This window comes from Nocardioides mesophilus (assembly GCF_014395785.1).
Classification (GTDB): Bacteria; Actinomycetota; Actinomycetes; order Propionibacteriales; family Nocardioidaceae; genus Nocardioides_B; species Nocardioides_B mesophilus.
Map to the genome: position 1 here is coordinate 1,603,970 of NZ_CP060713.1, position 25,234 is coordinate 1,629,203.

A 25,234-nucleotide genomic window follows, 5' to 3' on the forward strand; every position below is an offset into this window, starting at 1 on the left:
GGCCGCTCCGCAAGTGTGTCAAACAAGTTGAGCCGGTTCAACTCAACTTCTCACACAGGCGACAACGCACGCGGGGGCCGCCGTGTTCCCACTCCCCGGCCTGTCCGGCCGCGGTCAGCTGATCGCGATGGTCACGGGGTTCGACGCCTTGCCGGAGCCGGGGTCGACGACCCGGAACCGGTTCTCGCCGCTGCGCCCGGAGTAGATGTAGGTGGCGAACACCCCGCCGTTCACGTTCGCGGAGACCGGGAAGACCGCCCAGGCGCCGTCCTCGAACCGCTGGATCTGGAGCGAGACCCCGTCGCCACCGGGGTAGGTGCCGGTGAGGTTGATCCGCTCCCCGTTGCTCGCCTGGAGCGGGAACGCCTGCAGGCTGATCTGCGGCTTGGGCTTCTTCGTCGGCTTCTCCGTCGGCGTCGCGGACGGCGTCGCGGACGGCTCCGGGGCAGACCGGCCGGGTGGGTCCGGGAACCCCTGCGGCGTGGTGGTCGGCTCGGCGGTCGGCATGTAGAGGCTGGGCGGCGCGGAGGCGGTCTGGCTCCCGCCCTCGCCGACGCCGCTCACCTTGGCGGCGCCGAGCGCCACCAGGCCGACGACTCCCCCGACCAGCAACGACACCACGACGAGCGCGGCGAGACCGACCAGGACCTGACGGGTCCAGTGCGTGTCCTCGGGGTGGGTGCCATAGGTCGATCATCCTGCACCGACCTCGCATCGTCGAAACGTGCCCCTCCACCAGGCCCGCCCCGGGGACCACAGCACCCCGCGACCTCGGTCCGGTGCGGACCTCGGTCGCGGGGCGACGGCGTACGGGCGTCAGCGCGACGACGCCACGGGTGGATCAGACCGGCAGGCGCTCGCCGGTCGCGGTGGAGAACAGGTGGATGTGACCCTGCTTGGGCGCGAAGTGCACGGTCTCGCCCTTGGTCGGAGGGCGACGCCCGTCGACGCGGGCGATGATCTCGTGGTCCTGTCCGTTGAGGTCCGCGGTGCCGAAGACGTAGGCGTCCGCGCCCAGCTCCTCGACCAGGTTGACCGTCGTCCGCAGTCCGGCGCCGTCCCCGACGAGCTCCATGTCCTCGGGCGGACGCCCACGGTGACCTTCTGCCCGGCCTTGCCGACCTCCTCCGCCGTCTCGCGCGGGATCGGCAGGTGCAGCGCACCGAACTCCATGCTGCCGCCGGAGACGCTGACCTGGAACAGGTTCATCGCCGGCGAGCCGATGAAGCCGGCCACGAAGACGTTGTGCGGGTTGTCGTACATGTTGCGGGGGAGTCGACCTGCTGGAGGATCCCGTCCTTGAGGACGGCGACCCGGTCGCCCATCGTCATGGCCTCGACCTGGTCGTGGGTCACGTAGACGGTGGTGACCCCGAGCCGACGCTGCAGGGCCGCGATCTGGCTGCGCGTCTGCACCCGGAGCTTCGCGTCGAGGTTCGACAGCGGCTCGTCCATGAGGAAGACCTGGGGCGAGCGGACGATCGCCCGGCCCATCGCGACCCGCTGGCGCTGACCGCCGGAGAGCGCCTTCGGCTTGCGCTCGAGGTACTCCTCGAGGTCGAGGATCTTCGCGGCCTCGCGGACCCGCTCGGCGATCTTGTCCTTGGACTCACCGGCGATCTTCAGCGCGAAGCCCATGTTGTCCGCGACGGTCATGTGCGGGTAGAGCGCGTAGTTCTGGAAGACCATCGCGATGTCGCGGTCCTTGGGCGCCAGGTTGGTGACGTCGCGGTCACCGATCCGGATGGCACCCTCGTTGACGTCCTCGAGCCCGGCGAGCATGCGCAGCGAGGTGGACTTGCCGCAGCCGGAGGGGCCGACCAGGACGAGGAACTCCCCGTCGCCGATCTCGATGTTGAGCTTGTCCACCGCGGGGCGCTCGGCTCCGGGGTAGAGACGGGTGGCGTTGTCGAAGGTGACAGTGGCCATGGTGAGGTGACTCCCTTCACCGGCAGGAACGTGCCGGACGATCCGTGTAAATGGAGTAGACAGGTCTCCCGACCGTAGTGCCCCGCGTCACATCTGTAAACGCGCGGCGCGGCGGTCCCCGCGCCCTGCAGCGGGGCGGGCCGCCAATCGTGACGGGGTCGTGACCCCTCCGTCGGCGCGCCCCTCGCGGCTCTTCGTCGTTACGGAACCGTGACCACCGCGATTGTTGACCCCGGATTGCGTAAACGTTTACATCAGGTAACAACCGGGACGGGGGGTGCGTTCTGACCGCAGCCCGGTCCGGCGTCCACGGCAAGAAGAGGAGCACATGCATATGCGATCACCCAAGGCACGCCGGGGTGTGGCGTCCGTCGCCATCCTGCTGAGTGCCGGCCTGACGCTCGCCGCCTGCGGTGGCGACGACTCGAGCGAGGCCACCGGCAAGACCAACACCGCCGGTGGCACGTCGCCCGGCGAGGGCAAGGCCGAGTGCGAGCAGCTGACCGGGTTCGGTGACCTCACCGGCAAGGAGGTCAACGTCTACACCTCGATCCTGCCGCCCGAGCAGCAGGCGCACGAGGACTCCTACAAGCTCTTCACCGAGTGCACCGGAGCCAAGGTCAACTACGAGGGCTCCGCCGAGTTCGAGGCGCAGCTCGTCGTCCGGGTCCGCAGCGGCAACCCGCCGGACATCGCCTACGTCCCGCAGCCGGGCCTGCTCAACACCCTGGTCACCGACACCGGCAAGGTCGTCGCCCCGCCGGACGCCGTCGCGAAGAACGTCGACGACTTCTTCGGCGAGGACTGGAAGTCCTACGGCACCGTCGACGGCACGTTCTACGCCGCCCCGCTGGGCGCCAACGTGAAGTCGTTCGTCTGGTACTCCCCGCAGACCTTCAAGGACAACGGCTGGGAGATCCCGAAGACCTGGGACGAGATGATCGCCCTGTCGGACAAGATCGTCCAAGAGGGCAAGATGAAGCCCTGGTGCGCGGGCATCGGCTCGGGCGAGGCCACCGGCTGGCCGGCCACCGACTGGCTGGAGGACGTCGTCCTCCGTGCCGCCGGCCCGGACGTCTACGACCAGTGGGTCAACCACGAGATCCCGTTCAACGACCCCAAGATCGTCGACTCGCTCGACAAGGTCGGTGCCATCCTCAAGAACGACGACTACGTCAACGGCGGCCTCGGCGACGTGAAGTCGATCGCCACGACCACCTTCCAGGACGCCGGTCTGCCGATCCTGAAGGACGAGTGCGCGATGCACCGCCAGGCGAGCTTCTACGCGGCCAACTGGCCGGAGGGCACCAAGGTCGCCGAGGACGGCGACGTGTTCGCCTTCTACCTGCCGCCGATGAGCGAGGAGTTCGGCAACCCGGTCCTCGGTGGCGGTGAGTTCGTCGCGGCCTTCAACGACGAGCCGGCAACCCAGGCTCTGCAGGTCTACCTCTCCAGCGACGTCTGGGCCAACGAGAAGGCCAAGGCCACGCCGGCCGGCGGCTGGGTGAGCGCCAACAAGGGGCTCGAGGTCGACAACCTGGCCAGCCCGATCGACCGCCTCTCGGCCGAGACGCTCCAGGACCCCGACGCGGTGTTCCGCTTCGACGGTTCGGACCAGATGCCCGGCGCCGTGGGCGCCGGCTCCTTCTGGAAGGAGATGACCGCGTGGATCACCGGTCAGAGCACGCAGGACACGCTCGACGGCATCGAGAGCAGCTGGCCTAGCAGCTGACCTCACGACGCGGCCGGGCCCCACGGGGTCCGGCCGCGTCCCGGGCCGGGCCGGTACGCCGTACGCGCCCCGCCCTCGGCCACCCCCCGGTGGCCACCCTCGGCGCACCCGCTCCGTTGTCCTATCAGGAGGCACCTGGATGTCGACAGGCGAGAAGCTCGTCCAGCTGGTCATCGTGATCGCATTGTTCGTCGGGGTGATGGCCGTGGTCCTGGTCATTGCCGACCGGCTGAAGTCCAAACGGGGCGAGTCCCTGCAGACCGTGGCGTTCTTGCTGCCCGCGGTCCTCATGATCGGGATCGGCCTGCTCTACCCGGCCGTCCGCACCATGTACGAGTCCTTCCGCAATGCAGCCTCGACCGGGTTCGTGGGATTCGAGAACTACCAGACCATCTTCACCAACGGTGACCAGCTCACCGTGCTGCGCAACACGGCGCTGTGGGTGATCCTCACCCCGATCCTCGCCACCTTCATCGGTCTCGTCTACGCGATCCTGATCGACCGCAGCCGGTTCGAGAAGTTCGCCAAGGCGCTGATCTTCCTGCCGATGGCGATCTCCCTGGTGGGCGCCTCGCTGATCTGGAAGTTCGTCTACGACTACCGCTCCACCGAGAACGACCAGATCGGCCTCGCGAACCAGATCCTGAAGTCGTTGGGCTTCGACACCTACCGGTTCCTGCTCACCGACCCGTGGAACACCATCTTCTTGGTGGTCATCCTGATCTGGGTGCAGGCCGGCTTCGCGATGACGATCCTGTCGGCCTCCATCAAGGCGATCCCCGACGACATCGTCGAGGCCGCGAAGCTCGACGGCGTCAGCGGAGTCCGGATGTTCCGCTACATCACCGTTCCGAGCATCAGGCCGTCACTGATCGTGGTCCTCACCGCGATCAGCATCACCACGCTGAAGGTCTTCGACATCGTCCGGACCGCGACCGGCGGCAACTTCAAGACCAGCGTGCTGGCCTACGAGTTCTACGTGCAGAGCTTCCGCTCGTTCAACAACGGGCTCGGCGCCGCCCTCGCAGTGCTGCTCTTCGTCCTCGTGCTGCCGATCGTGATCTACAACATCCGTCAGATGCGCCGGCTGGAGGCACAATGACCACCACCACCCCCCAGATGCCGACCACCAACGTCGACGGCAAGACGCGGCGGCGGGCCGCCGAGGCGGCGGAGGAGGCCCACCAGCGGCTGTCCTCCCCGTGGGCCTCGTTCGCGGCCATCATCATCGCCGTGGTCTGGACCGTCCCGACCCTCGGTCTGCTGATCTCCTCGTTCCGGCCGCAGGCATCGGTGCAGTCCTCGGGCTGGTGGACCTGGTTCACCAACCCCGAGTTCACCCTCGAGAACTACGACGCGGTGCTCCAGGGCGGCAACGTCAACCTGGGCACGTACTTCGTCAACACCGCCGTCATCACGATCCCGGGGGTGATCATCCCGATCACGCTCGCGACCATGGCCGCCTACGCCTTCGCCTGGATGCGCTTCCCGGGCCGCGACACCCTGTTCGTGGCGGTGTTCGCGCTGCAGATCGTCCCCATCCAGGTGACGATGATCCCGCTGCTGAAGCTGTACGTCGACCCGCCGTTCGGCCTCCCGCAGCTCGCCGGCGGCGATGCACCCGGCGGCGGCTTCTACACGATCTGGCTCTCGCACTCGATCTTCGCGCTGCCGCTGGCGATCTACCTCCTTCACAACTTCATGAAGGAGATCCCGGCCGAGCTCATCGAGGCGGCCCGCGTCGACGGCGCCGGGCACGTCAAGATCTTCACCCGGATCATGCTCCCGCTGATGACCCCGGCGATCGCCGCGTTCGCCATCTTCCAGTTCCTCTGGGTCTGGAACGACCTGCTGGTGGCCCTGGTCTTCGGTGGCGGCAGCCTGGACGTCTCCCCGCTGACGGTGCGTCTCGCGGAGCTGTCCGGCAGCCGCGGCGAGGACTGGCACCTGCTCGCCGCCGGTGCGTTCGTCTCACTGATCGTGCCGCTGGTGGTCTTCGTCGCCGGGCAGCGGTACTTCGTCCGCGGCCTGCTGGCCGGTAGCGTCAAGGGCTAGAGACGGTTCCCGCCCTCCCCGAGTGGGGAGGGCGGGCACCCAGCCCGACTCACGAGGTGCGGTCGTGGACCAGCTTCGAGTACCACTCGTAGGAGCGCTTGGGCGTCCTGCTCAGGTCGGTGCGGTCGACGTGCACGATGCCGAACGTCTTGGTGTAGCCCTCGGCCCACTCGAAGTTGTCGAGCAGGGTCCACAGCACGTAGGCGCGGACGTCCGCGCCGGCCTCGCGGGCCCGGTCGACGGCCTCGATGTGGCTCCGCACGTAGTCGATCCGGTCCTGGTCGTCCACGGTCCCGTCCGGGGTCCGCTCGGTGTCAGGGAAGGCCGCACCGTTCTCGGTGACGATCAAGGGAAGGCCGGTGCGCTCGTGGGTCGTCACGAGGAGCTCCTCGAGCCCACCGGGCTCGATCTCCCAGCCGATGTCGGTGCGCGGGTCGCGCGGCGTGAAGGTGAGGTTCTCCACGCCGGGGAACGCGTCGACCTCGGCGTCGCCCGCGTCGTCGTAGCTCTGCACCGCGGACTGTCCCTCGTCGGGGACGTCCACCCGGGCGGGGGTGTAGTAGTTGACGCCCACCCAGTCCGCCGAGCCGCGGATCAGCTCCAGGTCGCCGTCACGGACCACGTCGGGGTCGCGGAGCACCGGGGCGATCCGCAGCAGGTTCTCGTCGTACGCCCCGTCGACCAGCGGGTCCAGCCAGACCCGGTTGCGGATGGCGTCCACCCCGTCGGCGGCCTCGGCCGCCTCCGGCCGCTCCGGCCACACCGGCGAGAGGTTCAGCACGATGCCGACTGCGTCCGCACCGGCCTCGTGCATGCGGCCGGCCGCGAGCCCGTGGCCGAGCATCAGGTGGTGGGCCGCGCGGTGCGCGCCGCCTCCGTCACGGCGGCCGGGAGCGTGCCGGCCGGACCCGTAGCCGAGGTAGGCCGCGCACCACGGCTCGTTGTGGGTGGCCCACAGGTGCACCCGGTCGGCGAAGTGCTCGTGGAGCACCATGGCGTAGTCGGCGAAGCGCTCCGCGGTGTCGCGGTTCAGCCAGCCGTCAGCGTCCTGCAGCGCCTGCGGCAGGTCCCAGTGGTAGAGCGTCGCCATCGGCGTGATCTGGCGCTCCAGCAAGGCGTCGACCACCCGGTCGTAGTAGGCCAGGCCGCGCGGCTCGACGGCGCCGGACCCGGTCGGCATGATCCGCGGCCAGGCGAAGGAGAAGCGGTAGTAGTCGACGCCGAGACCCTTGACCAGGTCGGCGTCCTCCTCGTAGCGGACGTAGGAGTCGCACGCCGCCGTGCCGTCGCTTCCGTCCACGATCGTGCCGGGCACGGCGGTGAAGGTGTCCCAGATCGACGGGCCCTTCCCGTCTGCCGTGGCGGCTCCCTCGATCTGGTAGGACGCGGTGGCGGTGCCGAAGGCGAGTCGGGATCCATCAGGCAGATGAGAAGTCATGGCCGATACCGTACGGCGGCCCGCGACGGGTCGGCGAGCAGGTGTCCATGACCAGCATCAAGGACGTCGCACGCGAGGTCGGCATGTCGACCGCGACGGTCTCACGTGCGTTGCGGGGGCTGCCGCGGGTCTCCGAGGACACCCGCCTGCGGGTGCTCAAGGCTGCCGAGCGGCTCGACTACGTCGCCTCGCCCGCCGCCGCCGGCCTGGTCAGCGGGCAGACCCGCGCCGTCGGGGTGGTCGTGCCGTTCGTGACCCGGTGGTTCTACGGCTCGGTGGTGCACGGCGCGGAGGAGCTGCTGCGCGAGCGCGGCTACGACCTGCTGCTCTACAACCTCGCCGGTGACCAGCAAGCGCGGCACCGGGTGTTCCAGACCCACCTGCTGCGCAAGCGGGTCGACGCGGTGCTGATCCTGAGCCTGACCCCGAGCGCCGAGGAGATCGCCTCGCTGAACCGCCTGGACCGGCCCGTCGCCACGGTCGGCGCGGTCGTCCCGGGCTTCTCCAGCGTGAGCATCGACGACCTCGCCACGGCCCGCACCGCGGTGCAGCACCTGGTCGACCTCGGCCACCGCCGGATCGGCTACATCGGCGGTGACCTCGAGGGCCAGCTGGACTTCTCCGCACCGCTGGACCGGCTCCGGGGCTACCGCGAGGCCATGGCCGCGGCACGCCTGCGCCGGAATCCCGCCTGGGAGGTCACCGGCGACTTCACCGTCCGCGGCGGTCTCGCCGCCACCCGGTTGCTGCTGGCCACGACCCCGCGACCCACCGCGATCTTCGCGGCCTCGGACGAGATGGCGATCGGGGCGGTGCACGCCGTCCGGGAGACCGGGCTCCGGGTGCCCGAGGACGTCTCCGTGATCGGCATCGACGACCACGAGATGGCCGAGTTCTTCGAGCTCTCCACGGTGGCGCAACCGGTGCACGAGCAGGGCCGGGTGGCCGCGCAGCTGCTCCTGCAGGCCATCGAGCACGGCCCGGCGTTCGAGCCGGCGGTGCTCACGGTGCCGACGCGGCTCGTCGTACGACGCACCACCGCGCCGCCACGCCACTGACCCGGCGGCCGGGTCAGGACGGTGCGGGTGCCGCCGCCCCGACCGCCGGACCGCGCGGGTCCGGGGCGTTCTCCGGGAAGTGGCAGGCGACCTGGTGGCGGGGCGCGAGCTCGACGAGCGGCGGCGTCTCGACGCGGCAGATGTCCTGCACCTTCCAGCAGCGGGTGTGGAAGCGGCACGCCGGCGGCGGGTTGATCGGCGAGGGCACGTCGCCCTGGAGGCGGATCCGCTCCCGCTCGTGACGCCGCTTCGTGTCCGGGATCGGCACCGCGGACATCAGCGCCACGGTGTACGGGTGCATCGGATGGGTGTAGAGGTCGTCACGGTCGGCGAGCTCGACGATCGTGCCGAGGTACATCACCGCCACCCGGTCCGAGACGTGCCGGACCACCGAGAGGTCGTGGGCGATCATCACGTAGGTGAGGTTGAGCTCCTCCTGGAGGTCCTCGAGCAGGTTCACCACCTGGGCCTGGATCGAGACGTCGAGCGCCGAGACCGGCTCGTCGGCCACGATCAGCTTCGGCTTGAGGGCCAGGGTCCGGGCGATCCCGATCCGCTGCCGCTGACCGCCGGAGAACTCGTGCGGGTAGCGGTTGTAGTGCTCGGGGCTCAGGCCGACCAGCTCGAGCAGCTCCTGCACCGTCTTCTTGACCCCCCGGGCGGGGTGACCTTCTGCAGCTTGTACGGCGCGCTGACGATCTTGCCGACCGTGTGCCGCGGGTTCAGGGAGGAGTAGGGGTCCTGGAAGATCATCTGCACGTCGCGCCGCAGCGGCCGCATCGGGCCGTCGCCGAGGTGGGTGATGTCGCGCCCCTCGAACACGATCGTGCCGGCGGTCGGCTCCTCGAGCCGGGTGATCAGGCGGCCGGTGGTGCTCTTGCCGCAGCCGGACTCGCCGACCAGGGAGAGGGTCTCGCCCTGCCGCACGGTGAAGTCGATCCCGTCGACCGCCTGGACGGCGCCGACCTGACGCTGCAGGAGGCCCTTGCGGATCGGGAAGTGCTTCACCAGGCCGGTCACGGACAAGAGCTCGGGGGCGCTGCGCTTGTCGCGCGTCACCTTCGCGGCCGCGGGTTCGGTGGCAGTCATCGGTTCGGTCCTCGTGGTCTCTAGAGCTTCGGCTGGATCTCGTCGCGCCAGATCCTGTGGCGCTCGAGGATCGGCAGGTGACACGCCACCTTGTGGCCGTTCCCGGTGTCCTCGAGCTCGGGCCGGACGGTCTCGGAGAGTCCGCCGGTGCGCTCGGAGAAGACGCAGCGGGGGTGGAAGGCGCAGCCGCTCGGCACGTTGATCAGGCTGGGCGGCGACCCCGGGATCGGCTGCAGCCGCTCGGAGCGGACCCGGTCGAAGCGTGGCATCGAGGAGAGCAGCCCCCAGGTGTAGGGATGCTCCGGCTCGTTGAAGATCTGCTCGGCGGTGCCGTACTCGGCCGCGCGGCCGGCGTACATCACCAGGATGTCGTCGGCGAGCTCGGCGACCACCCCGAGGTCGTGGGTGATGATGATGACCGCGGAGTTGAACTCCTTCTGCAGGTCGCGGATCAGGTCGAGGATCTGCGCCTGCACGGTGACGTCGAGCGCGGTGGTCGGCTCGTCGGCGATCAGCAGGTCCGGGTCGCAGGAGAGCGCCATCGCGATCATCGCCCGCTGCCGCATGCCGCCGGAGTACTGGTGGGGGTAGGCGTCGACCCGGCTGTCCGGCTCCGGGATGCCGACCCGGTCCAGCATCTCGATGGCGTGCTTGCGCGCCGCCGCCTTGGAGACGTCGTTGTGGATCCGGTAGGCCTCGATGATCTGGTTGCCGACCGAGTAGTACGGGTGCATCGCCGAGAGCGGGTCCTGGAAGATCATCGCCATCCGCTTGCCCCGCAACCGCCGTACGGCGTCCGGGGAAGCGGTCACCAGGTTCTCCCCGTCGAGGAGGATCTGGCCGGAGATCTCGGCGGTGCCGGCCTTGTGCAGGCCCATCACCGACATGCTGGTGACGCTCTTGCCGGAGCCGGACTCGCCGACGATGCCGAGCGTCTTGCCGCGCTCGACGTGGAAGGACAGGCCGTCCACCGACTTGACCAGCCCGTCGTCGGTCGGGAAGTGCACCTGCAGGTCCCGGACGTCGAGGAACGGTCCGGTGCCGGCGTCCGGTCGGGAGGAGGACTCGTCGAGCATGGAGGGCCTTGTCTGCGTCATCGGGCTCGCACCCTCGGGTCGACGACGGCGTACATGAGGTCGACGACCAGGTTGGCGAGGACCACGAACAGGGCGGCCACGAGGGTGACACCCAGGATCTTGGGAAGGTCGTTGGCGAAGATGCCCTGGACGGCGTAGTTGCCCAGGCCGTTGAGGTTGAAGACCCGCTCGGTGAGGACGGCGCCGCCGATGAGCAGGCCGAAGTCGAGGCCGAAGATCGTCAGGATCGGCGTGAGCGCGCCGCGCAGGCCGTGCTTGATCACCACCCGGTGCTCCTTGAGGCCCTTGGACCGCGCCGTGCGGATGTAGTCCTCGTTCATGGTCTCCAGCATGCCTGCCCGGGTCAGCCGGGCGTACTGCGCGGAGAAGAGCAGCGCCAGCGTGATCCACGGCAGCAGCAGGTCGTAGGCCCACTCCCCGGGGTTGGTCAGGAACGGCGTGTAGGAACCGCCGGGGGCGGTGATGTTGAGCTTGTAGCTGAAGATGGCCAGCGCCATCAGACCGGTCCAGAAGATCGGCATGGAGACGCCGGCGAGCGCCACGGTCATGGCGGCGCGGTCGAAGAACGAGCGTCTCTTCAGGGCCGAGAGCACACCGACGGAGACGCCGAAGACCACCCAGATGATCGCGGCCCCGATCGCCAGCGAGAACGTCACCGGCGCGCGGTCCACCAGCTCGGGGAAGACCGCCTGCCGGGTCAGGAACGAGTAGCCCAGGCACGGCGCCGGGCACTCCACCGTCTGCGCGCCCATGTCGTACTCCGCGCCAGCGACCAGGCCCTTGGCCCAGTTGCCGTACTGGACGTAGATGGGGTCGTAGAAGCCGAGTCGCTCGGCGGTCAGCTTGACCGTGTCCTCGGTGGCGGCACGGCCGACGTACCGGGTCGCGAGCGACTCCGGTGACGCGCCGGCGAGCCGGGGCACCAGGTAGAAGATCGAGAAGGTGATGACGCTGACGACGAACAGCAGCGCGGCGGCTGCGATGAGCCGCCTGATGAGGTAGGTGATCACTCGGTTCTCCGGCAGTGGTGCCCGGTCGGGGGTCTCCCCCCGACCGGGCACCTGTGGACGTACCTGCTGTGGTGCTGTGGTGCTGTGCGTGTACGGCGTGGGAAGGGCTGTTACTCCAGCCCGAGCTCCATGTAGTCGTACATGCCGTAGGAGTTGTTGACGAACACGTTCGTCAGGCCCTGGCCCCGCAGCAGCACGCTCTTGGCGTCCACACCCGGGTAGATCACGGCCTCCTCCATCACGCGCTTGTCGATCGCGGCCCAGTCCGCCTCGCGCTTGGCCTGGTCGAGCTCGACGACTGCTTCGTCGAGCATCTTGTCGACCTCGGGAATCCGCACGCTGGTGTTCGAGGAGCCGCCGGTCTCCCGGATCACCCGGCTGTCCACGATCTGCGAGAGGAACCCGAAGCCGTCGTTCCAGTCCGCGCCCCAGCCGTTGGTGCACAGGCCGAGGTCGTTCTTCACCACGAAGGGCGGCAGTCCGCACTGCTCGGAGAAGTACGTCGCGGTCGGGTAGCCCTTCAGGGTCAGGTTGATGCCGACCCGCTTCAGCGCCTGCTGGAACGCCTCGGCCGTGGCCTCCTCCTTGGGACGGTCGGAGCGGAAGCCCATGGAGATGTCGAAGCCGTCCGGCTGGCCGCACTTCTCCAGCGCCGCCTTGGCCGCGTCGAGGTCACCGCTCTCCCCTGCGGGGTAGAGGTCGAACTTCTCGTAGCCGGGGATCTGCGGCGGCATGATCGTCGTCGCCATCTCGCCGCCGGCGAACTCGCCGCCGTAGGCGGTCTGGTAGGACTTGTGGTCCATCCCGTACATGATCGCCTTGCGGCACTCGATGTTGTCCAGCGGCTTCACCGTCGGGTTGATCGAGGTGTACCAGAGCCGGGCGATCGTCGGGTTGTCGACGTTCTTCTTCTTCTCCGGGTCGGTGAGCACCTGGCTCATCGCGGCCGGCTGGACACCGGTGCCGGCCACGTCGACGTGGAGGTCACCGGTCTGCAGCCGCTGGTCGATGTCGTCGGCGTTGACGTTCAGCGACACGTCGTAGCCGTCCGGCAGCGCCTTGCGGTTCGGGTCGGTGGCCTGGTCCCACTCGGGGTTGCGCACCATCGTGAAGCGCTTGCCCGGCTCGAGCTGGTCGAACATGTAGGGACCGGTCGACTGGATCACGTTGCGGTACTCAGCACCGGTGTCCTTGGCCTGCGGCACCGGCATGGTCTGGGTCAGCTGCGCGAGGTAGTCGAAGCCGGCGAACGGCTGCTTGAGGTGGAAGACGATCGTGTAGTCGTCCGGGGTCGTGATCGCCTGGTCGGTGTTCATGTCCGGCGTCTTGTAGGGACCCTGGTAGCCCTCGGGCAGGTCGAGGAACTGCTCGAAGTAGGCCGGCCCGTTGGGGAACGTCTCCTTGTCGGTCGACCGGAGGACGGCGTACTTCACGTCGGAAGCCTTGACCTCGCTGCCGTCCTGGAACTTGACGCCCTTGCGGATCGTGTAGGTCCAGGTCTTGCCACCGTCGGTGGGCTTGCCGAGGTCCTCGGCGAGGTCGGGGACGAGCTCGTTGCTCGCGTCGCCGGGGGCGGCGCGGAACATCAGCAGCGAGCGGCCGTAGAGACGCGCGAAGTTCCAGGAGAACCCGTAGTAGGTCTCGCCGGGATCGAGGGTGTCCCAGTCGCTGGAGTTCGCCATCTTGATGACGCCGCCCTTCTTGTCGGACGGGTTGTAGACCCCGTCCAGGGCAGCGTTGAACGCCGGGGTCGCGCCACTCGCGCCGTCCCCGTTGGTCCCGTCGTCACCGGAACCGCCGCCACAGGCACTCAACGTGAGTGCTGCGGCCGCCGTGAGGGCTGCGAGAGCCCTCCAGCGCTTGTTCCTCATCGGCAGTACGCCCTTCTCTTGATGGGTGGAGCAGCTGTTCCTCAGCGGGTTCGGGGATCGAGCGCGTCACGCAGCCCGTCGCCGAACAGGTTGAAGGCCAGGACGGTGGCGAAGATCGCCAGGCCGGGCCAGAGCATGAAGTGCGGAGTCGTGTAGAAGGTCACCGCGTCGGAGAGCATCCCGCCCCAGGTCGCCGTCGGCGGTCGGACGCCCACCCCGAGGAAGGACAGCGCCGCCTCGAACAGGATGTTGGTCGGGATCAGCAGCGTGGCGTAGACCAGGATCGGCGCGACCAGGTTCGGCAGCAGCTCGGTGAACAGGATGTAGGGCCGCCTCGCCCCCAGGCTGCGGGCTGCGTCGACGAACTCCCGCTGTCGCAGCGACAGCGCCTGTCCGCGCACGATCCGGCCGATGTAGGGCCAGTTGAAGAAGCCGATGATGAAGATCAGCAGGACGATCCGCAGGGTGTTGCCCTTGAGCCCGAAGGCGTTGTCGGGGAAGACCCCGGCCAGCGCGATCGCGAAGACCAGGAGCGGGAACGCCAGGAACATGTCCATCAACCGGCTGATGATCGCGTCGACCGAGCCGCCGAAGAAGCCGGCGATCACCCCCATCGTCGTGCCGATGGCCACCGACACCAGGGTCGCGAGGAAGGCGATCAACAGCGAGATCCGGGAGCCGTAGACGACCCGGCTGAAGATGTCGCGGCCGTTGACCGGCTCGACGCCCATCAGGTGGTCCCAGCTCATCCCGCCGAACTTGCCGATCGGCAGCAGGGTGCCGCCGGTGGTGTCGATCAGGTCCTGGTTGAACTGGTTCGGCGGCGAGCCGAGCAGCTTGACGATGAGCGGCGCGAAGATCGCCACCAGGACCAGGAAGACCAGGAACGCCGCGCCGGCGAGCGCGACCTTGTCCTTCTTCAACCGGCGCCAGGCGATCTGGCCCAGCGAGCGCCCCTCGATGGCGCCGCCGGCCCGGGCGACGGCCTCGGGATCGGCGACGTTCGAGCCGGGCTCGACCTCCAGCGGCGTGCTCACGCGTGCAGACTCCTCATGACCGGGCCGAGCAGGTGCACCCACATGCACCGAGTGCACAACGTCGTCCCCTGCGGTCCCGGAGTCAAGGATCGCCACTGTCGTGTTGCGCAATCGTGACGCAGTTGCACCTCCGCCGTCACACGCCATCGCCCACAGCGGGTCAAACCGACCCGAAGGGACTCCGCGGACGAGAGGTCAGCGGACGGAGCGGCCCGGGCCGCGCGGCTCCCGTGGGCGGACCCGGATCCGGGCGCCACCGCGGGGCACGCTGGTGATGTTGCGGACCTTGGGCCGGTCGGCCACCCCCTCGGTGCTCACGTCGTACGTCGTCAGCACCTCGCGCAGCACCGTGACCCCCTCCATCAGCGAGAAGCCGGCGCCGATGCAGCGGCGCACCCCGCCCCCGAAGGGGATCCAGGTGTGCGGGGCGACCTCCCCCTCGAGGAACCGCTCGGGCCGGAACCGCTGCGGCTCCGGGTGGCTCTCGGGCCGGGCGTGGCCGAGGAGGATCGAGGGCGCGACGGTGGCGCCGCGTGGCAGGTCGATGCCGCCGATCGTGACCGGTGCCATCAGGTGCCGCGCCACCATCGGGATCACCGGGTGCAGCCGCAGCGACTCCTTGAGGACCGCCTCGAGGAACTGGCCGCCCTCGGGCCCGTCGGCGTCGGCGGCCGCCCGGGCCCGGGCGAGCAGGCCCTCGTCGCGGCCGAGCTCGTAGAGCGTCCAGGAGAGTGCGGTCGCGGTCGTCTCGTGGCCGGCCAGCAGCAGGGTGACCAGCTGGTCGCGCAGCTCGGCGTCGGTCAGCGGCTGCTCGCCCTGCTCCGCTCCGACGCAGAGCAGTCGCGACAGCACGTCGGTGCGCTGCGCGAGGTCGGTGGCGCGGCGGCGCTCGGCGATCTCGGCGTACATCAGCCGGTCGAGCTCGCGCTGGTTCCGCACGGTCCGGCGCCACGGGCCGATCCGCTGCAGCCACGGATAGCCCCAGCCGAACAGCACCGCCGGGCTGATGTCGACGGTCTGCCGCACGCGCGGCCGCAGCGCCTCCAGCCGGGCCTCGTCGGTGACGCCGAAGACGACGCGCAGGATCACCTCGAGGGTGAGCGCGTTCATCCGGTCCAGCGAGCGGAACGACTCCGGGCTGCCAGCGCGCCACCTCGGAGCGCGCGATCCCGGTGACGAGCCGCTCGTAGCCGTGCAGGGCGGCGCCGTTGAAGGCGGGCATCAGCAGCTTGCGGGCGCGCTTGTGCTCCGCGGAGTCCTGGAGCAGCAGCGAGTGCTCGCCCATGATCGGGCCGAGGATGGCGTTGCCCTTGCCGGCGTGGAAGACCTCGGGGTCGCCGGCGAAGATCTCCCGGGCGTGCTCCGGGCGCGCGAACAGCACCAGCGCCGAGCCCTTCGGCATGATCCGGACGGTGAACACGTCGCCGTAGCGCTGGTGCATCGCGGGCACGAACCGGTGCCGGAACCGGATCAGCGCGATGCTCTGCAGCACCGACGGCCAGCGCGGCCCGGGCGGCAGCGTCGCGTCCCCGACCACGCCGCGGACGTCGCGCGGGCGCATCGCCCGGAGCCGTGCGTCGGTCACCGACACCGCGAGCCTCCTCGACTAGAGCGCGCTTCACATACTACGGGTATGCCGGCAACCGTCGGAACCCCCGCGCGCCTCAGGGCTGCGGCGGCTGCGCCGCGGCCTCCCGGGCGGCCCGCTCGGCCACCGCGTGCTCGTCGGTGCGGGAGTCGTAGGACCAGAAGTCGCGCAGCCACGCGGCGGTGGCCGCCACCCCCACCACGCAGAGGATGCCCCCGCTGGTGATCGACGCACGGACCGACCAGGCGTCCGCCACCAGGCCGGCCCGGGTCTGGCCGCCGAGCGGGCCGACGGAGTAGGAGAGCATCTCGATGCCGGCCAGCCGGCCCCGCATGCCGTCGGGGATGGTCTGGTTCCAGATCGTCGAGCGGAAGATCCCGCTGACCATGTCCGCCGCGCCGGCGCAGGCCAGCAGCACGGCCGCGACGTAGAGGTTCGGCGCCACCCCCATCAGCGCGATGGCGGCGCCGTAGCAGAGCGCGGCGATCACCACCGCCCGGCCGTGGTGGTGCACCCGCGAGGCCCACCCGGAGGTGGCGGTCGCGGCGATCGCCCCGACCGTCTCGGCGGAGTAGAGCATCCCGAGCAGCTCCGGGCGGGCGAAGACGTCGGCGGCCAGCGCCGGGAACAGCACCACCGGCATCGCCATCAGCATGGCCGCGATGTCGACCAGGTAGGTGCCGAGGAGGTCGCGCCGGCCCACGGCGTACCGGATCCCCTCGCCGATCCCCTGCAGGCTGGGCGGGGTGGTCTCCCCCGCGTGCGGGTAGGGCCGCAGCACCACGAACAGCGTGGTGGCGACCAGCAGCCCGCTCACGTCGACCACGAAGCACCAGCCGATGCCGACCGAGGCGACCAGCAGGCCACCGACGGCGGGCCCGACCAGCAGGCCGATCTGCATCCCGAACGAGGACAGTGCGTTGGCGGCGGCGATCTGGTCGTGGCGGACGGTGCGCGGCTCGAGCGCCTCCTTCGACGGGCGCTGCATCGCGCTCGCCGCGGCGTGCAGGCCGCCGACCACGTAGATCAGCCACACCTGCGGGTCCTCGGCGAAGGCGTTGGCGGCGAGCACCCCGGTCAGGACCACCTGGGCGACGGCGGTCCAGATCAGCATCCGGCGGCGATCGACGTGGTCGGCCAGCGCGCCGCCGTACAGCCCGAAGAACAGCAGCGGCACCAGCTCCACGATGCCCAGCGCGCCGACGGCGAAGTTCGAGCCGGTCTCCGTGTAGAGCTGGTAGGGGATCGCGACGTAGGAGACCATCGCCCCGAAGTAGAAGACCGTGCCGGCGACGAACAGCAGCCGGAAGTCCCGGGACTCCCGCAGCGGGGTGGTGTCCAGCCGCATCCCGCGCAGCCGCTCTCGAAGGGTCACGCCGGAGAAGTGTGCCGTCGCCCGGGCCGGCGGGCCACCGGTTTCCCGGACCCGGGGTACGACGGTCCGGTGCGCCGGGCGGCTTCAGGGCAGCAGGCCGTCGCGGCGGGCGATCGCCGCGGCCTCGGTGCGGCCGGCGGCACCGAGCTTGGCCAGGATGTTCGACACGTGCACGCTGACCGTCTTGGCGCTGATGAACAGCTGCCGCGCGATCTCGCCGTTGCTGCGCCCGGCCGCGACCAGCGTGAGGATCTCCCGCTCCCGGGCGGTCAGCGCCGCGGGGCCGCTCGCGCCCGGCGACCGGTCCCGGAGGCCGGACGGGCCGAACCGGCGCAGCTCGGCGAGGAGCGGGGCCGCCCCCAGCCGCCCGGCGCTCGCCCGGGCCTCGGCGAGCAGCGGCCGGGCGGCGTCGGTGTCTCCGGCTGCGGCGAGCACGGCGCCCAGCCGGGCCTGGGAGCGGGCGGTCTCGAAGACGTGGCCGAGCTCGGCGAACGCCGCGACCGCCGCCCGCCACGCCGCCACCAGCTCGTCCTCGGCGGGCGGCTCGACGCCGGTCAGCCAGCGCAGCCGCAGGTGCTCGGCGTGCACCCGGGCCACCCAGGCGCGGCCCTCGGGCCCGAACGGGTGGCGCAGGGTGCGCACGCGTTCCTGCACCCGCTCCACCGCCACGAGGAGGTCCGGGACCGGTGCCAGCAGCCGGGACCGGTCGGCGGTGCCCGCGGCGGCGGCCGACGCCAGCTGCCCCAGGAGCAGCGCGACGATCCGGATCCGGGCCTGGAAGTGCTCGTTCCAGATCCGCGAGACCGTGCCGATCAGCTCGTCGTGCAGGACCAGGGCGTCCTCCAGCCGACCGGCGTCGCCCAGCAGGTCGATCGCCGCGCCGCCGCTGGTGATCGCCAGCACCCCGTCGCGGTCCCACATGGCCTGCAGGCGAGGCAGCTGCTCCAGCGCGACGGCCTCGCCCCGGCCAGCGGCGACCGCGAGAGCGACTGCGTCCAGCAGCGCCTCGGCGACCGGCGGACCGGGTGCCTCCCGGTCCACGACGTCGCCCACGCCGTCCCAGTCGCCGACCTGGTAGCAGGTGAGCGCCTCGAGCAGCCGGGCGTCGAAGCCGTAGGGCGCCCAGGGCCGCCCGGCGTCCCGGGCCACCTCGGCCGCCAGCCGGAAGGTGGTGCGGGCCTCGTCGAGCCGGCCGCGCTCGAGGTGGACGCCGCCGAGCAGGTAGAGGCCGCGCATCTCCGAGAGCGTGTCGTGGGTCTCGCGGGCCTGGTCGACGATGCCGGTCAGGGCGCGGATCGCGCTGTCCGGGTCGCCGGTGAGCTGGTCGACCCCGGCCAGCGTGGTGGTCGCGTCGGCGACCACGGTGGGCAGGTCGAGCTTCTGCGCCAGGGACAGCGCCTCGGAGGCGAACTGCGCGGCCTCGGCGTGGTGGTCGCGCTGCAGCTGCGCCCCGGCGTGGACCGCCAGCAGCCGGGCCCGCAGCGGCGTCGGCTCGGCCGGCACGAGCTCGAGCGCCTCGGTGGTGAAGGGAAGCGCGTCCTCGCTCCACTCGGTGAGCAGGATCGCCGCGGCGGCCGCCATCAGCAGCCGCGCCCGGTGCAGGGCCGGCGCGTCGGCCGGGAGCCGGAGCAGGTGCTCCTCGATGAGCTTGCGGGCGCGCGTCGGGTGCCCGGAGGCGGTCACGGCGTCACCGGCCCGGATCACCAGGGAGACCCGGTCGACGCCCTCGGGCAGCGAGCGCCCGGGGTCCACCAGCAGCTCCAGCGCGCTCTCGTAGTGGCGGGCCGCCTCGTCGGGCCCGCCCACCGACATCGCGTCGTCACCGGCCTCGATGCCGGCGCGCAGGGCGGTGTCGAGGTCGTGGGCGGCGCGGGCGTGCCGGGCGAGCTCGGCGGCGGTGCCGGCCACCCGGTGCGAGGCGATCGCGTCCGCGTAGGTGGCGTGCAGCCGGACCCGCTCGCCGGGGAGCAGGTCGTCGTAGACGGCCTCGGCGAGCAGCGCGTGCCGGAACGCGTAGCCGTCGTCGCCGACCCGGACCAGCACGTGCGACTCCACCGCGCCGCGCAGCGCCCGGTCCAGGGTCGGCCCGTCGAGGCCGACCACGGTGCTGAGCAGCGCGTGCGACACCCGGCGGCCGGCGACCGCGGCCGCGCGGATCACCTCGCGGCTCTCTTCCTCCAGCCGGTCCAGCCGCACCAGCAGCAGGTCGGCGAGGTCCTCGGGCAGCCCCTGCGGACCGCAGTCGCCGAGCTCGGCGTTGAGCAGCTCCTCGGCGAAGAACGCGTTGCCCTCGGCGCGGTCGACGATGGCGCGCAACGCGGCGGGGTCGAGGTCGCCGCCGTGCAGGGTCCGCAGCAGGCGGCGTACGTCGTCGTCGCCGAGCGGCGGCAGCTGCAGCCGCTGCACGCCGGGCAGCCGGGCCCACTCGGCGACCGCGGCGCGCAGCGGGTGCCGCCGGTGCAGGTCATCGGAGCGGTAGGAGGCGACCACCGCGACGGGGGTCAGGAACGGCCGGGTGAACAGGTAGGTGAGCAGGTCGCGGGTGGACCGGTCGGCCCAGTGGACGTCCTCGAGCACGACGAGCAGCGGCGTCTCCTCGGCCAGCTGCTCCAGCGCGCCGTGGACGGCGGCGAACAGGTCGCCCCGGGCGATCCCCTCGCCCGGTGCGGTGCCGCTCCCCGAGAGCAACCGGCGACCGGGCTGCAGGTGGTCGAGCGCGGGGTAGGAGCCGGCGAGGGCGCGGACCGTCTCGGGCTGCTGCTGCGCCAGCCGGCCGAACAGCTCGGAGAACGGAAGGTAGGGCAGCGCGCTGTCACCGAAGTCGAGGCAGTGGCCGACGGCGGTGCGCCACCCGGCCACGGCGGCGCGGTCGAGCAGCTCGGTGAGCAGCCGGGTCTTGCCGACCCCGGCGTCGCCGGCCAGCAGCACGGCCCGGGACCGCGGCCCCTCGTCGACCCCGAGCAGATCGGTGAGCTGGGCGAGCTCACGGTCGCGCCCGAGGATCGGGACGCGGAGGTCGGTGTCGGCGTAGGGAGCCACGGAGCCCATCATGGCGCTCACCACCGACAGGGGGGACGGGATCTCCCCGGTCGGGGTGAGCAGGCCGGCACTCACGCGACGGCGAGCGGCCGGCGGCGCTGCCCGGGCAGCTTCAGGCCGGGCCGGCGCGGCAGCCAGTGCCTGCGACCGCGCGGGCCGAGCGGGCGCTGGTGGTAGTCGCGACGGGCGCGCTCCTGGCGGTACTGGATCTCGGCGGACCAGAACGGCTGGAACCCTGCGGCGGCGATCTCGGACATCTTCATGACCTTTCCTCTCAGGATCTGATGACTCGATCCTGCGTCCCTGAGGTGGGGCCGCACATCGGGAGAACTCCCTATCTCCGCGGCCGCCGGCGCTGGGGTGCCTTAGGCCGGGTGCCCGCTCGCTCCGAGTGCGGTGACGGGGCGCCCGGGTCAGCTGCCGGCGGCTCCCGCGGGCCGTCCCCGCACGAAGGTCTCGCTGACCAGCGGCACCCCGGGCCGGTAGGCGAGGTGGAGGTAGGACGGCGCCTCCAGCACCGCGAGGTCGGCGCGCGCGCCCGGGCGCAGGTGCCCGACGTCGTCGCGGTCCAGCGCCGCGGCGCCACCCAGCGTCGCCGCGGCAAGCGCCTCCGCCGGGCTCATCCGCATCTCCCGGACCGCCAGCGCGATGCACAGCGGCATCGAGGAGGTGTAGCAGGAGCCGGGGTTGCAGTCGGTGGCCAGCGCTACGCGGACCCCGGCGTCGAGCAGCCGCCGCGCGTCCGGGTACGGCGAGCGGGTCGAGAACTCCACGCCGGGCAGCAGGGTGGCCATCGTGCCGGAGCCGGCCAGCGCGTCGACGTCCGCGGCGGACAGGTAGGTGCAGTGGTCCACGGCGGCCAGCCCGAGCTCGCAGGCCAGCCGGACGCCCGGGCCGGGACCGAGCTGGTTGGCGTGCAGCCGCCCGCGCAGGCCGCGGGCCGCCCCGGCCGCGAGGACGGTGCGCGCCTGGTCGGCGTCGAAGGCGCCCCGGTCGCAGAAGACGTCGATCCACCGGGCGTGCGGGGCGCAGGCGTCGAGCATCGGCCCGGTCACCAGCTCGACGTACTCCTCGGCCGTGCTGCCCTCGGGGACCACGTGCGCGCCGAGGAAGGTGGTCTCCGGGGTCACCTGCCGGGCCAGCGCCAGCGAGCGGGCCTCGTCGCGGACGGTGAGGCCGTAGCCGCTCTTGACCTCCACGGTGGTGGTGCCCTGCCGGCGCATCTCGCCCACCAGCCGGGCCAGGTTCGCGGCGAGCTGCTCGTCGGTGGCGGCCCGGGTCGCTGCCACCGTGGTCCGGATGCCGCCGGCGGAGTACGGCGTCCCGGTCATCCGGGCCGCGAACTCCTCCGCCCGGTCACCGGCGAAGACCAGGTGGCTGTGCGAGTCGACGAAGCCCGGGATGACGGCCCGGCCGCCGACGTCGTAGGCGGTGTCGGCCGCGGGAGCCTGCCGGGCCGGACCGGTCCAGGCGACGCGGCCGTCCTCGAGCAGCAGCGCCGCGTCCCGCAGCGGCAGCGGGCCGTGCGCGGGGTCGTGGGTGGTGAGCTCGCCGATGCCGGTGAGCAGCAGCGTCGGGCCTGCGGGGTCGGGAGAGCCGCCGGGGACGCTCGGGTTTGCTGGCATCCCTCAGTCCTCCCACACCGCGCGCACGGCCCGGTCCAGCGCGGCACCGACGTCGCGCTGCTGCCCCGGCTCGAGGACCACCCTGCCCTGCGCGACCACGTGCACGACGTCGGCCGCGCCGGCGGCGAACACCGCGGTCTCGGCGGAGCCACCGGTGCCCGCGGTCCGCGGCGAGAGCAGGTCGAGGGTGACCAGGTCGGCCGGGGCGCCGACCGCGATCCGGCCGGCGTCGGGGAAGCCGAGCGAGCGGTGCCCGGCCGCGGAGGCCGCGGTGAGCAGCTCGGCCGCCGACCAGTGGCCGCGTTCCTGGGAGGCGAGCCGCTCGTCGAGCTCGACGGCCCGCATCTCCTCGAACGGGTCCACCACGGCGTGGCTGTCGCTGCCGATCGTCAGGAGGGCGCCGGCCTCGTGCAGCAGCCGCGACGGCCCGATGCCATCGGCGAGGTCGCGCTCGGTGGTGGCGCAGAAGCAGACATGGCTGCGGCTGTCCCCGAGCAGCGCGACGTCGGCGTCGGTCAGGTGGGTGGCGTGCACCACGGTGCTGCGCGGTCCCAGCGCCCCGGCCTCCTCCAGCACCCCGGTGGGGGTCTCGCCGTAGGCCGCCAGGCAGGCGACGTTCTCGGCCACCTGCTCGGAGAGGTGCGCGTGCAGCGGGGCCCGGTGCGCGTCGGCCCAGTCCGCCACCAGGTGGATCTGGTCGCGCGGCACGGCCCGGACCGAGTGGATCGCCGCGCCCACGACGACCTCCTCGCCGCCGGCGTGCTCCAGCCGCTCCAGCCGGCTCGCCCAGCCCTCCGCGTCACCGTCGGAGAAACGCTGCTGCACGCCGTCGGCCGGCGTACCGATGCCGGAGCCGAGGTAGCACGCGTCCAGCAGCGCGATCCGGATCCCCACGTCGCGGGCGGCCTCGACGAGCGCGACGCCCATCGCGTTCGGCTCGTCGTACGGCCGGCCGCCGCGGCCGTGGTGCAGGTAGTGGAACTCCCCCACGCTGGTGAACCCGGCGGCGAGCATCTCGCGGTACGTCGCCCGGGCGAGGTCGTAGTAGCGGTCCGGGTCGAGCCGGTCGGCGAGGGCGTACATCTGCTCGCGCCAGCTCCAGAACGTGCCGCGCTCACGCTGGGTCCGGCCCCGCAGCGCCCGGTGGAAGGCGTGGCTGTGGCAGTTGGCCAGGCCCGGGACGGTGAGCCCGGCCAGCCGGTGCGCGCCGGGCGGTGCCGCGACGCCGGTCTCGACGCGGACGAACCGGCCCTCCTCGACCGCGACCAGGACGCCGTCCACGGTGTCGCCACTGCCGCCGCTGCCGGTCACGTGTGCGCCGGCGGGACCCGGGTCCGCGGCCCCCAGCCAGGCCCGCTCCAGCCAGTAGGTCTCAGGCACCGTCGGCCGCCTCCGGCGCCACCAGCTGCTCGAGCACGTCGGCGAGCGCCGCCACGCCGGCGAGACAGTCCGCGGCTTCGGCGTGCTCGGCCGGGCTGTGCGAGACACCGGTCGGGTTCCGGACGAACAGCATCGCGGTCGGGACGCCCGCCGCGGACAGCACCCCGGCGTCGTGGCCGGCCATCGTCGCGATCACCGGCCAGTCCCGCGGCCCGGCCAGCCGCTGCGCCAGGCCGGCGTCGAAGCGCACCTCGCCCGACACCGACTCCGCGGCGACCTCCAGCGTGGTGCCGTCGCGCCCGGCCCACTCCTGGCCCAGCCGGCCGACCTCGGCGACCAGCGCGTCGAGCCGGTCCGCCGACTCGGCCCGGGCGTCGAGCCAGGCGGTGACGCGGGAGGGGACGGCGTTGGTGCCGTTGGGGTGCACGTCGACCCGGCCGAACGTCGCCCGCTGCCCGAAGAGCCGGGCCTGCTTGTTCGCGGCCAGCGCGGTCGTCGCGTAGGTGAGCATCGGGTCGCGGCGGTCCTCCATCCGGGTGGTGCCGGCGTGGTTGGCCTCGCCCGCGAAGTCGAAGCGGTAGCGCCCGTGCGGCCAGATCGCGCTGGCCACCCCGACCGCGGCGTCCCGGTCGACGAGGTCGCGGCCCTGCTCGACGTGCAGCTCGACGAAGCAGCCGACCCGGTCGAGCAGGTTCGCCGGGCCGGCCGCGCTGCCGGCCGGGGCGCCGGCCGGGGCGCCGGCGCGCTCCAGCGCGTCGAGGAACCAGACCCCGTCCCGGTCCTGCAACCCCGCCGCCTGCTCCCAGGTGGTCGCGCCGGTGGCGAGCCGGGAGCCCAGGCAGGCCTGGCCGAACCGCGACCCCTCCTCCTCGAGGAAGAGCGCCACGCCGACCGGCCGGGCAGGGGTGACGCCCCGGTCGCGGAGCGCGTCCAGCGCGGCGAACGCCGAGACCACCCCGAGCGGCCCGTCGAAGGCGCCGCCGTCGAGCACCGAGTCCAGGTGCGATCCGGTCACCACCCCGCTGCCGGCCGGCCCGGCCGCCGGGCTGCCCGGGTCCGCCGGGGCCGCGTCCCACCAGGCGATCGTGTTGCCGAGCCGGTCGCCCTGCAGGCGCAGGCCGCGGGCGGCCGCCTGCTCGTGGAACCAGGCGACGCACTCCCGCTCGGCGGCCGTCCACGGGGTGCGGAAGTAGCCGCCGGTCGCCGCGGACCGGCCGATCGGCAGCAGCTCACGCCACATGGCCTCGAAGTCAGACAAGATGCGCTCCATGGAGTTCCAAGAGGTGGTGCGTCGTCGCCGGATGATCCGCAGCTACGACCCGGACCGACCGGTCGATCCGGCCGTCGTGGACAGGATGCTCGACAACGCCGTACGCGCACCGAGCGCGGGGTTCAGCCAGGGCTGGGCCTTCCTGGTGCTGGACACCGCTGCCGACGTGGAGCGCTTCTGGGCGGCGACCACCGCACCGGGCGCCGGGGAGCCGGACTCGTGGCTGCGCGGCATGCGGACCGCGCCGGTGATCATCGTGCCGCTGTCGTGCAAGCAGGTCTACCTCGACCGGTACGCGCAGGACGACAAGGGCTGGACGGACCGCGACGAGGCGCGTTGGCCGGTGCCCTACTGGGACATCGACACCGGGATGGCCTCGCTGCTGATCCTGCAGACCGCCGTCGACGAGGGGCTCGGCGCCTGCTTCTTCGGGGTGCCGCCGGACCGGATCGCCGCGTTCCGCGAGACGTTCGGCGTGCCGGCGGCGTACACCCCGATCGGTGCGGTCACCGTCGGCCACCGGGTCACCGACCCCGGGGCGGCCGGCTCCCCGAAGCGGCGGGCCCGCCGGCCGGCCGAGGAGGTCGTGCACCGCGGCTCCTGGTAGCCCGGGCGCCGCCTGCGCCCGCCCCCGAACACCAT

17 protein-coding genes and 3 pseudogenes are annotated in these 25,234 nt (G+C 71.9%); 5 read left to right on the top strand and 15 right to left on the bottom strand.

Annotated features, from left to right (window positions below; all coding sequences use genetic code 11):
• Nucleotides 1-114: 114 nt before the first annotated feature.
• A complete protein-coding gene (locus tag H9L09_RS07630; RefSeq protein ID WP_187580051.1) occupies nucleotides 115-618 on the bottom strand; it encodes a hypothetical protein in 504 nt (167 codons plus the stop codon).
• 223 nt (nucleotides 619-841) lie between these two features.
• Nucleotides 842-1,928, bottom strand: a pseudogene (locus H9L09_RS07635) (ABC transporter ATP-binding protein).
• Nucleotides 1,929-2,262: 334 nt separating this feature from the next.
• Here H9L09_RS07635 and H9L09_RS07640 point away from each other — a divergent pair.
• The 3 genes from H9L09_RS07640 to H9L09_RS07650 all read left to right on the top strand — a co-directional run bounded on the left by H9L09_RS07640 (nucleotide 2,263) and on the right by H9L09_RS07650 (nucleotide 5,715).
• Nucleotides 2,263-3,660: an ABC transporter substrate-binding protein gene (locus H9L09_RS07640; RefSeq protein WP_187580052.1), complete on the top strand. Its 1,398-nt coding sequence runs from the start codon at nucleotides 2,263-2,265 to the stop codon at nucleotides 3,658-3,660.
• 139 nt (nucleotides 3,661-3,799) lie between these two features.
• A complete protein-coding gene (locus H9L09_RS07645; RefSeq protein ID WP_187580053.1) occupies nucleotides 3,800-4,762 on the top strand; it encodes a carbohydrate ABC transporter permease in 963 nt (320 codons plus the stop codon).
• Nucleotides 4,759-5,715: a carbohydrate ABC transporter permease gene (locus H9L09_RS07650; RefSeq protein WP_246456346.1), complete on the top strand. Its 957-nt coding sequence runs from the start codon at nucleotides 4,759-4,761 to the stop codon at nucleotides 5,713-5,715. The genes H9L09_RS07645 and H9L09_RS07650 overlap by 4 nt, the downstream gene beginning before the upstream one ends.
• A gap of 49 nt (nucleotides 5,716-5,764) precedes the next feature.
• Here H9L09_RS07650 and H9L09_RS07655 read toward each other — a convergent pair whose 3' ends face one another.
• The gene (locus H9L09_RS07655; RefSeq protein WP_187580054.1) at nucleotides 5,765-7,153 is read right to left on the bottom strand and encodes a GH1 family beta-glucosidase; all 1,389 of its coding nucleotides are present in this window, start codon (nucleotides 7,151-7,153) and stop codon (nucleotides 5,765-5,767) included.
• A 47-nt stretch (nucleotides 7,154-7,200) separates the two neighbouring features.
• Here H9L09_RS07655 and H9L09_RS07660 point away from each other — a divergent pair, with 47 nt between their 5' ends.
• Nucleotides 7,201-8,211 carry a LacI family DNA-binding transcriptional regulator gene (locus tag H9L09_RS07660; RefSeq protein WP_187580055.1) on the top strand — a complete coding sequence of 337 codons (1,011 nt, stop codon included), beginning with the start codon at nucleotides 7,201-7,203 and terminating at the stop codon, nucleotides 8,209-8,211.
• Between the two features lie 13 nt (nucleotides 8,212-8,224).
• Here the strand turns inward: H9L09_RS07660 and H9L09_RS07665 are convergent.
• The 12 genes and pseudogenes from H9L09_RS07665 to H9L09_RS07720 all read right to left on the bottom strand — a co-directional run bounded on the left by H9L09_RS07665 (nucleotide 8,225) and on the right by H9L09_RS07720 (nucleotide 24,580).
• Nucleotides 8,225-9,300 (bottom strand): annotated as a pseudogene (locus tag H9L09_RS07665) (ABC transporter ATP-binding protein).
• A gap of 20 nt (nucleotides 9,301-9,320) precedes the next feature.
• Complete coding sequence (locus tag H9L09_RS07670) at nucleotides 9,321-10,376, bottom strand: ABC transporter ATP-binding protein (RefSeq protein WP_223164325.1); 1,056 nt, start codon at nucleotides 10,374-10,376, stop codon at nucleotides 9,321-9,323.
• Between the two features lie 17 nt (nucleotides 10,377-10,393).
• Entirely contained in the window at nucleotides 10,394-11,407 is a 1,014-nt protein-coding gene (locus H9L09_RS07675; RefSeq protein WP_187580057.1) for an ABC transporter permease, read from the bottom strand.
• Between the two features lie 110 nt (nucleotides 11,408-11,517).
• A complete protein-coding gene (locus tag H9L09_RS07680) occupies nucleotides 11,518-13,278 on the bottom strand; it encodes an ABC transporter substrate-binding protein (protein ID WP_187580058.1) in 1,761 nt (586 codons plus the stop codon).
• Between the two features lie 41 nt (nucleotides 13,279-13,319).
• Nucleotides 13,320-14,315, bottom strand: coding sequence for an ABC transporter permease (locus tag H9L09_RS07685; RefSeq protein ID WP_187580059.1), 996 nt, complete (start codon nucleotides 14,313-14,315; stop codon nucleotides 13,320-13,322).
• Between the two features lie 195 nt (nucleotides 14,316-14,510).
• Nucleotides 14,511-15,876 (bottom strand): annotated as a pseudogene (locus H9L09_RS07690) (cytochrome P450).
• 103 nt (nucleotides 15,877-15,979) lie between these two features.
• On the bottom strand, nucleotides 15,980-17,278 hold the full coding sequence (locus tag H9L09_RS07695) for an MFS transporter (protein ID WP_246456347.1): 1,299 nt from the start codon (nucleotides 17,276-17,278) through the stop codon (nucleotides 15,980-15,982).
• An 84-nt stretch (nucleotides 17,279-17,362) separates the two neighbouring features.
• Entirely contained in the window at nucleotides 17,363-20,392 is a 3,030-nt protein-coding gene (locus H9L09_RS22425) for an ATP-binding protein (RefSeq protein WP_187580060.1), read from the bottom strand.
• Nucleotides 20,389-20,580 carry a hypothetical protein gene (locus H9L09_RS07705; RefSeq protein WP_187580061.1) on the bottom strand — a complete coding sequence of 64 codons (192 nt, stop codon included), beginning with the start codon at nucleotides 20,578-20,580 and terminating at the stop codon, nucleotides 20,389-20,391. Before H9L09_RS07705 ends, H9L09_RS22425 begins: the two co-directional genes overlap by 4 nt.
• A gap of 150 nt (nucleotides 20,581-20,730) precedes the next feature.
• Complete coding sequence (gene hutI / locus H9L09_RS07710) at nucleotides 20,731-21,942, bottom strand: imidazolonepropionase (RefSeq protein WP_187580062.1); 1,212 nt, start codon at nucleotides 21,940-21,942, stop codon at nucleotides 20,731-20,733.
• A gap of 3 nt (nucleotides 21,943-21,945) precedes the next feature.
• The gene (locus H9L09_RS07715; protein WP_187580063.1) at nucleotides 21,946-23,322 is read right to left on the bottom strand and encodes a formimidoylglutamate deiminase; all 1,377 of its coding nucleotides are present in this window, start codon (nucleotides 23,320-23,322) and stop codon (nucleotides 21,946-21,948) included.
• A complete protein-coding gene (locus H9L09_RS07720; protein ID WP_343065206.1) occupies nucleotides 23,315-24,580 on the bottom strand; it encodes an allantoate amidohydrolase in 1,266 nt (421 codons plus the stop codon). Before H9L09_RS07720 ends, H9L09_RS07715 begins: the two co-directional genes overlap by 8 nt.
• A 10-nt stretch (nucleotides 24,581-24,590) precedes the next feature.
• Here H9L09_RS07720 and H9L09_RS07725 point away from each other — a divergent pair, with 10 nt between their 5' ends.
• On the top strand, nucleotides 24,591-25,199 hold the full coding sequence (locus tag H9L09_RS07725) for a nitroreductase family protein (RefSeq protein WP_187580064.1): 609 nt from the start codon (nucleotides 24,591-24,593) through the stop codon (nucleotides 25,197-25,199).
• The last annotated feature ends 35 nt before the right edge of the window (nucleotides 25,200-25,234 follow it).

Coding starts and splice junctions, on each gene's coding strand:
- H9L09_RS07680 (WP_187580058.1), bottom strand. CDS start 13,278: ATGAGGAACAAGCGCTGGAGGGCTCTCGCAGCCCTCACGGCGGCCGCA.
- H9L09_RS07705 (WP_187580061.1), bottom strand. CDS start 20,580: ATGAAGATGTCCGAGATCGCCGCCGCAGGGTTCCAGCCGTTCTGGTCC.
- H9L09_RS07645 (WP_187580053.1), top strand. CDS start 3,800: ATGTCGACAGGCGAGAAGCTCGTCCAGCTGGTCATCGTGATCGCATTG.
- H9L09_RS07655 (WP_187580054.1), bottom strand. CDS start 7,153: ATGACTTCTCATCTGCCTGATGGATCCCGACTCGCCTTCGGCACCGCC.
- H9L09_RS07660 (WP_187580055.1), top strand. CDS start 7,201: ATGACCAGCATCAAGGACGTCGCACGCGAGGTCGGCATGTCGACCGCG.
- H9L09_RS07650 (WP_246456346.1), top strand. CDS start 4,759: ATGACCACCACCACCCCCCAGATGCCGACCACCAACGTCGACGGCAAG.
- H9L09_RS07670 (WP_223164325.1), bottom strand. CDS start 10,376: ATGCTCGACGAGTCCTCCTCCCGACCGGACGCCGGCACCGGACCGTTC.
- H9L09_RS07725 (WP_187580064.1), top strand. CDS start 24,591: ATGGAGTTCCAAGAGGTGGTGCGTCGTCGCCGGATGATCCGCAGCTAC.
- hutI (WP_187580062.1), bottom strand. CDS start 21,942: ATGCCAGCAAACCCGAGCGTCCCCGGCGGCTCTCCCGACCCCGCAGGC.
- H9L09_RS07640 (WP_187580052.1), top strand. CDS start 2,263: ATGCGATCACCCAAGGCACGCCGGGGTGTGGCGTCCGTCGCCATCCTG.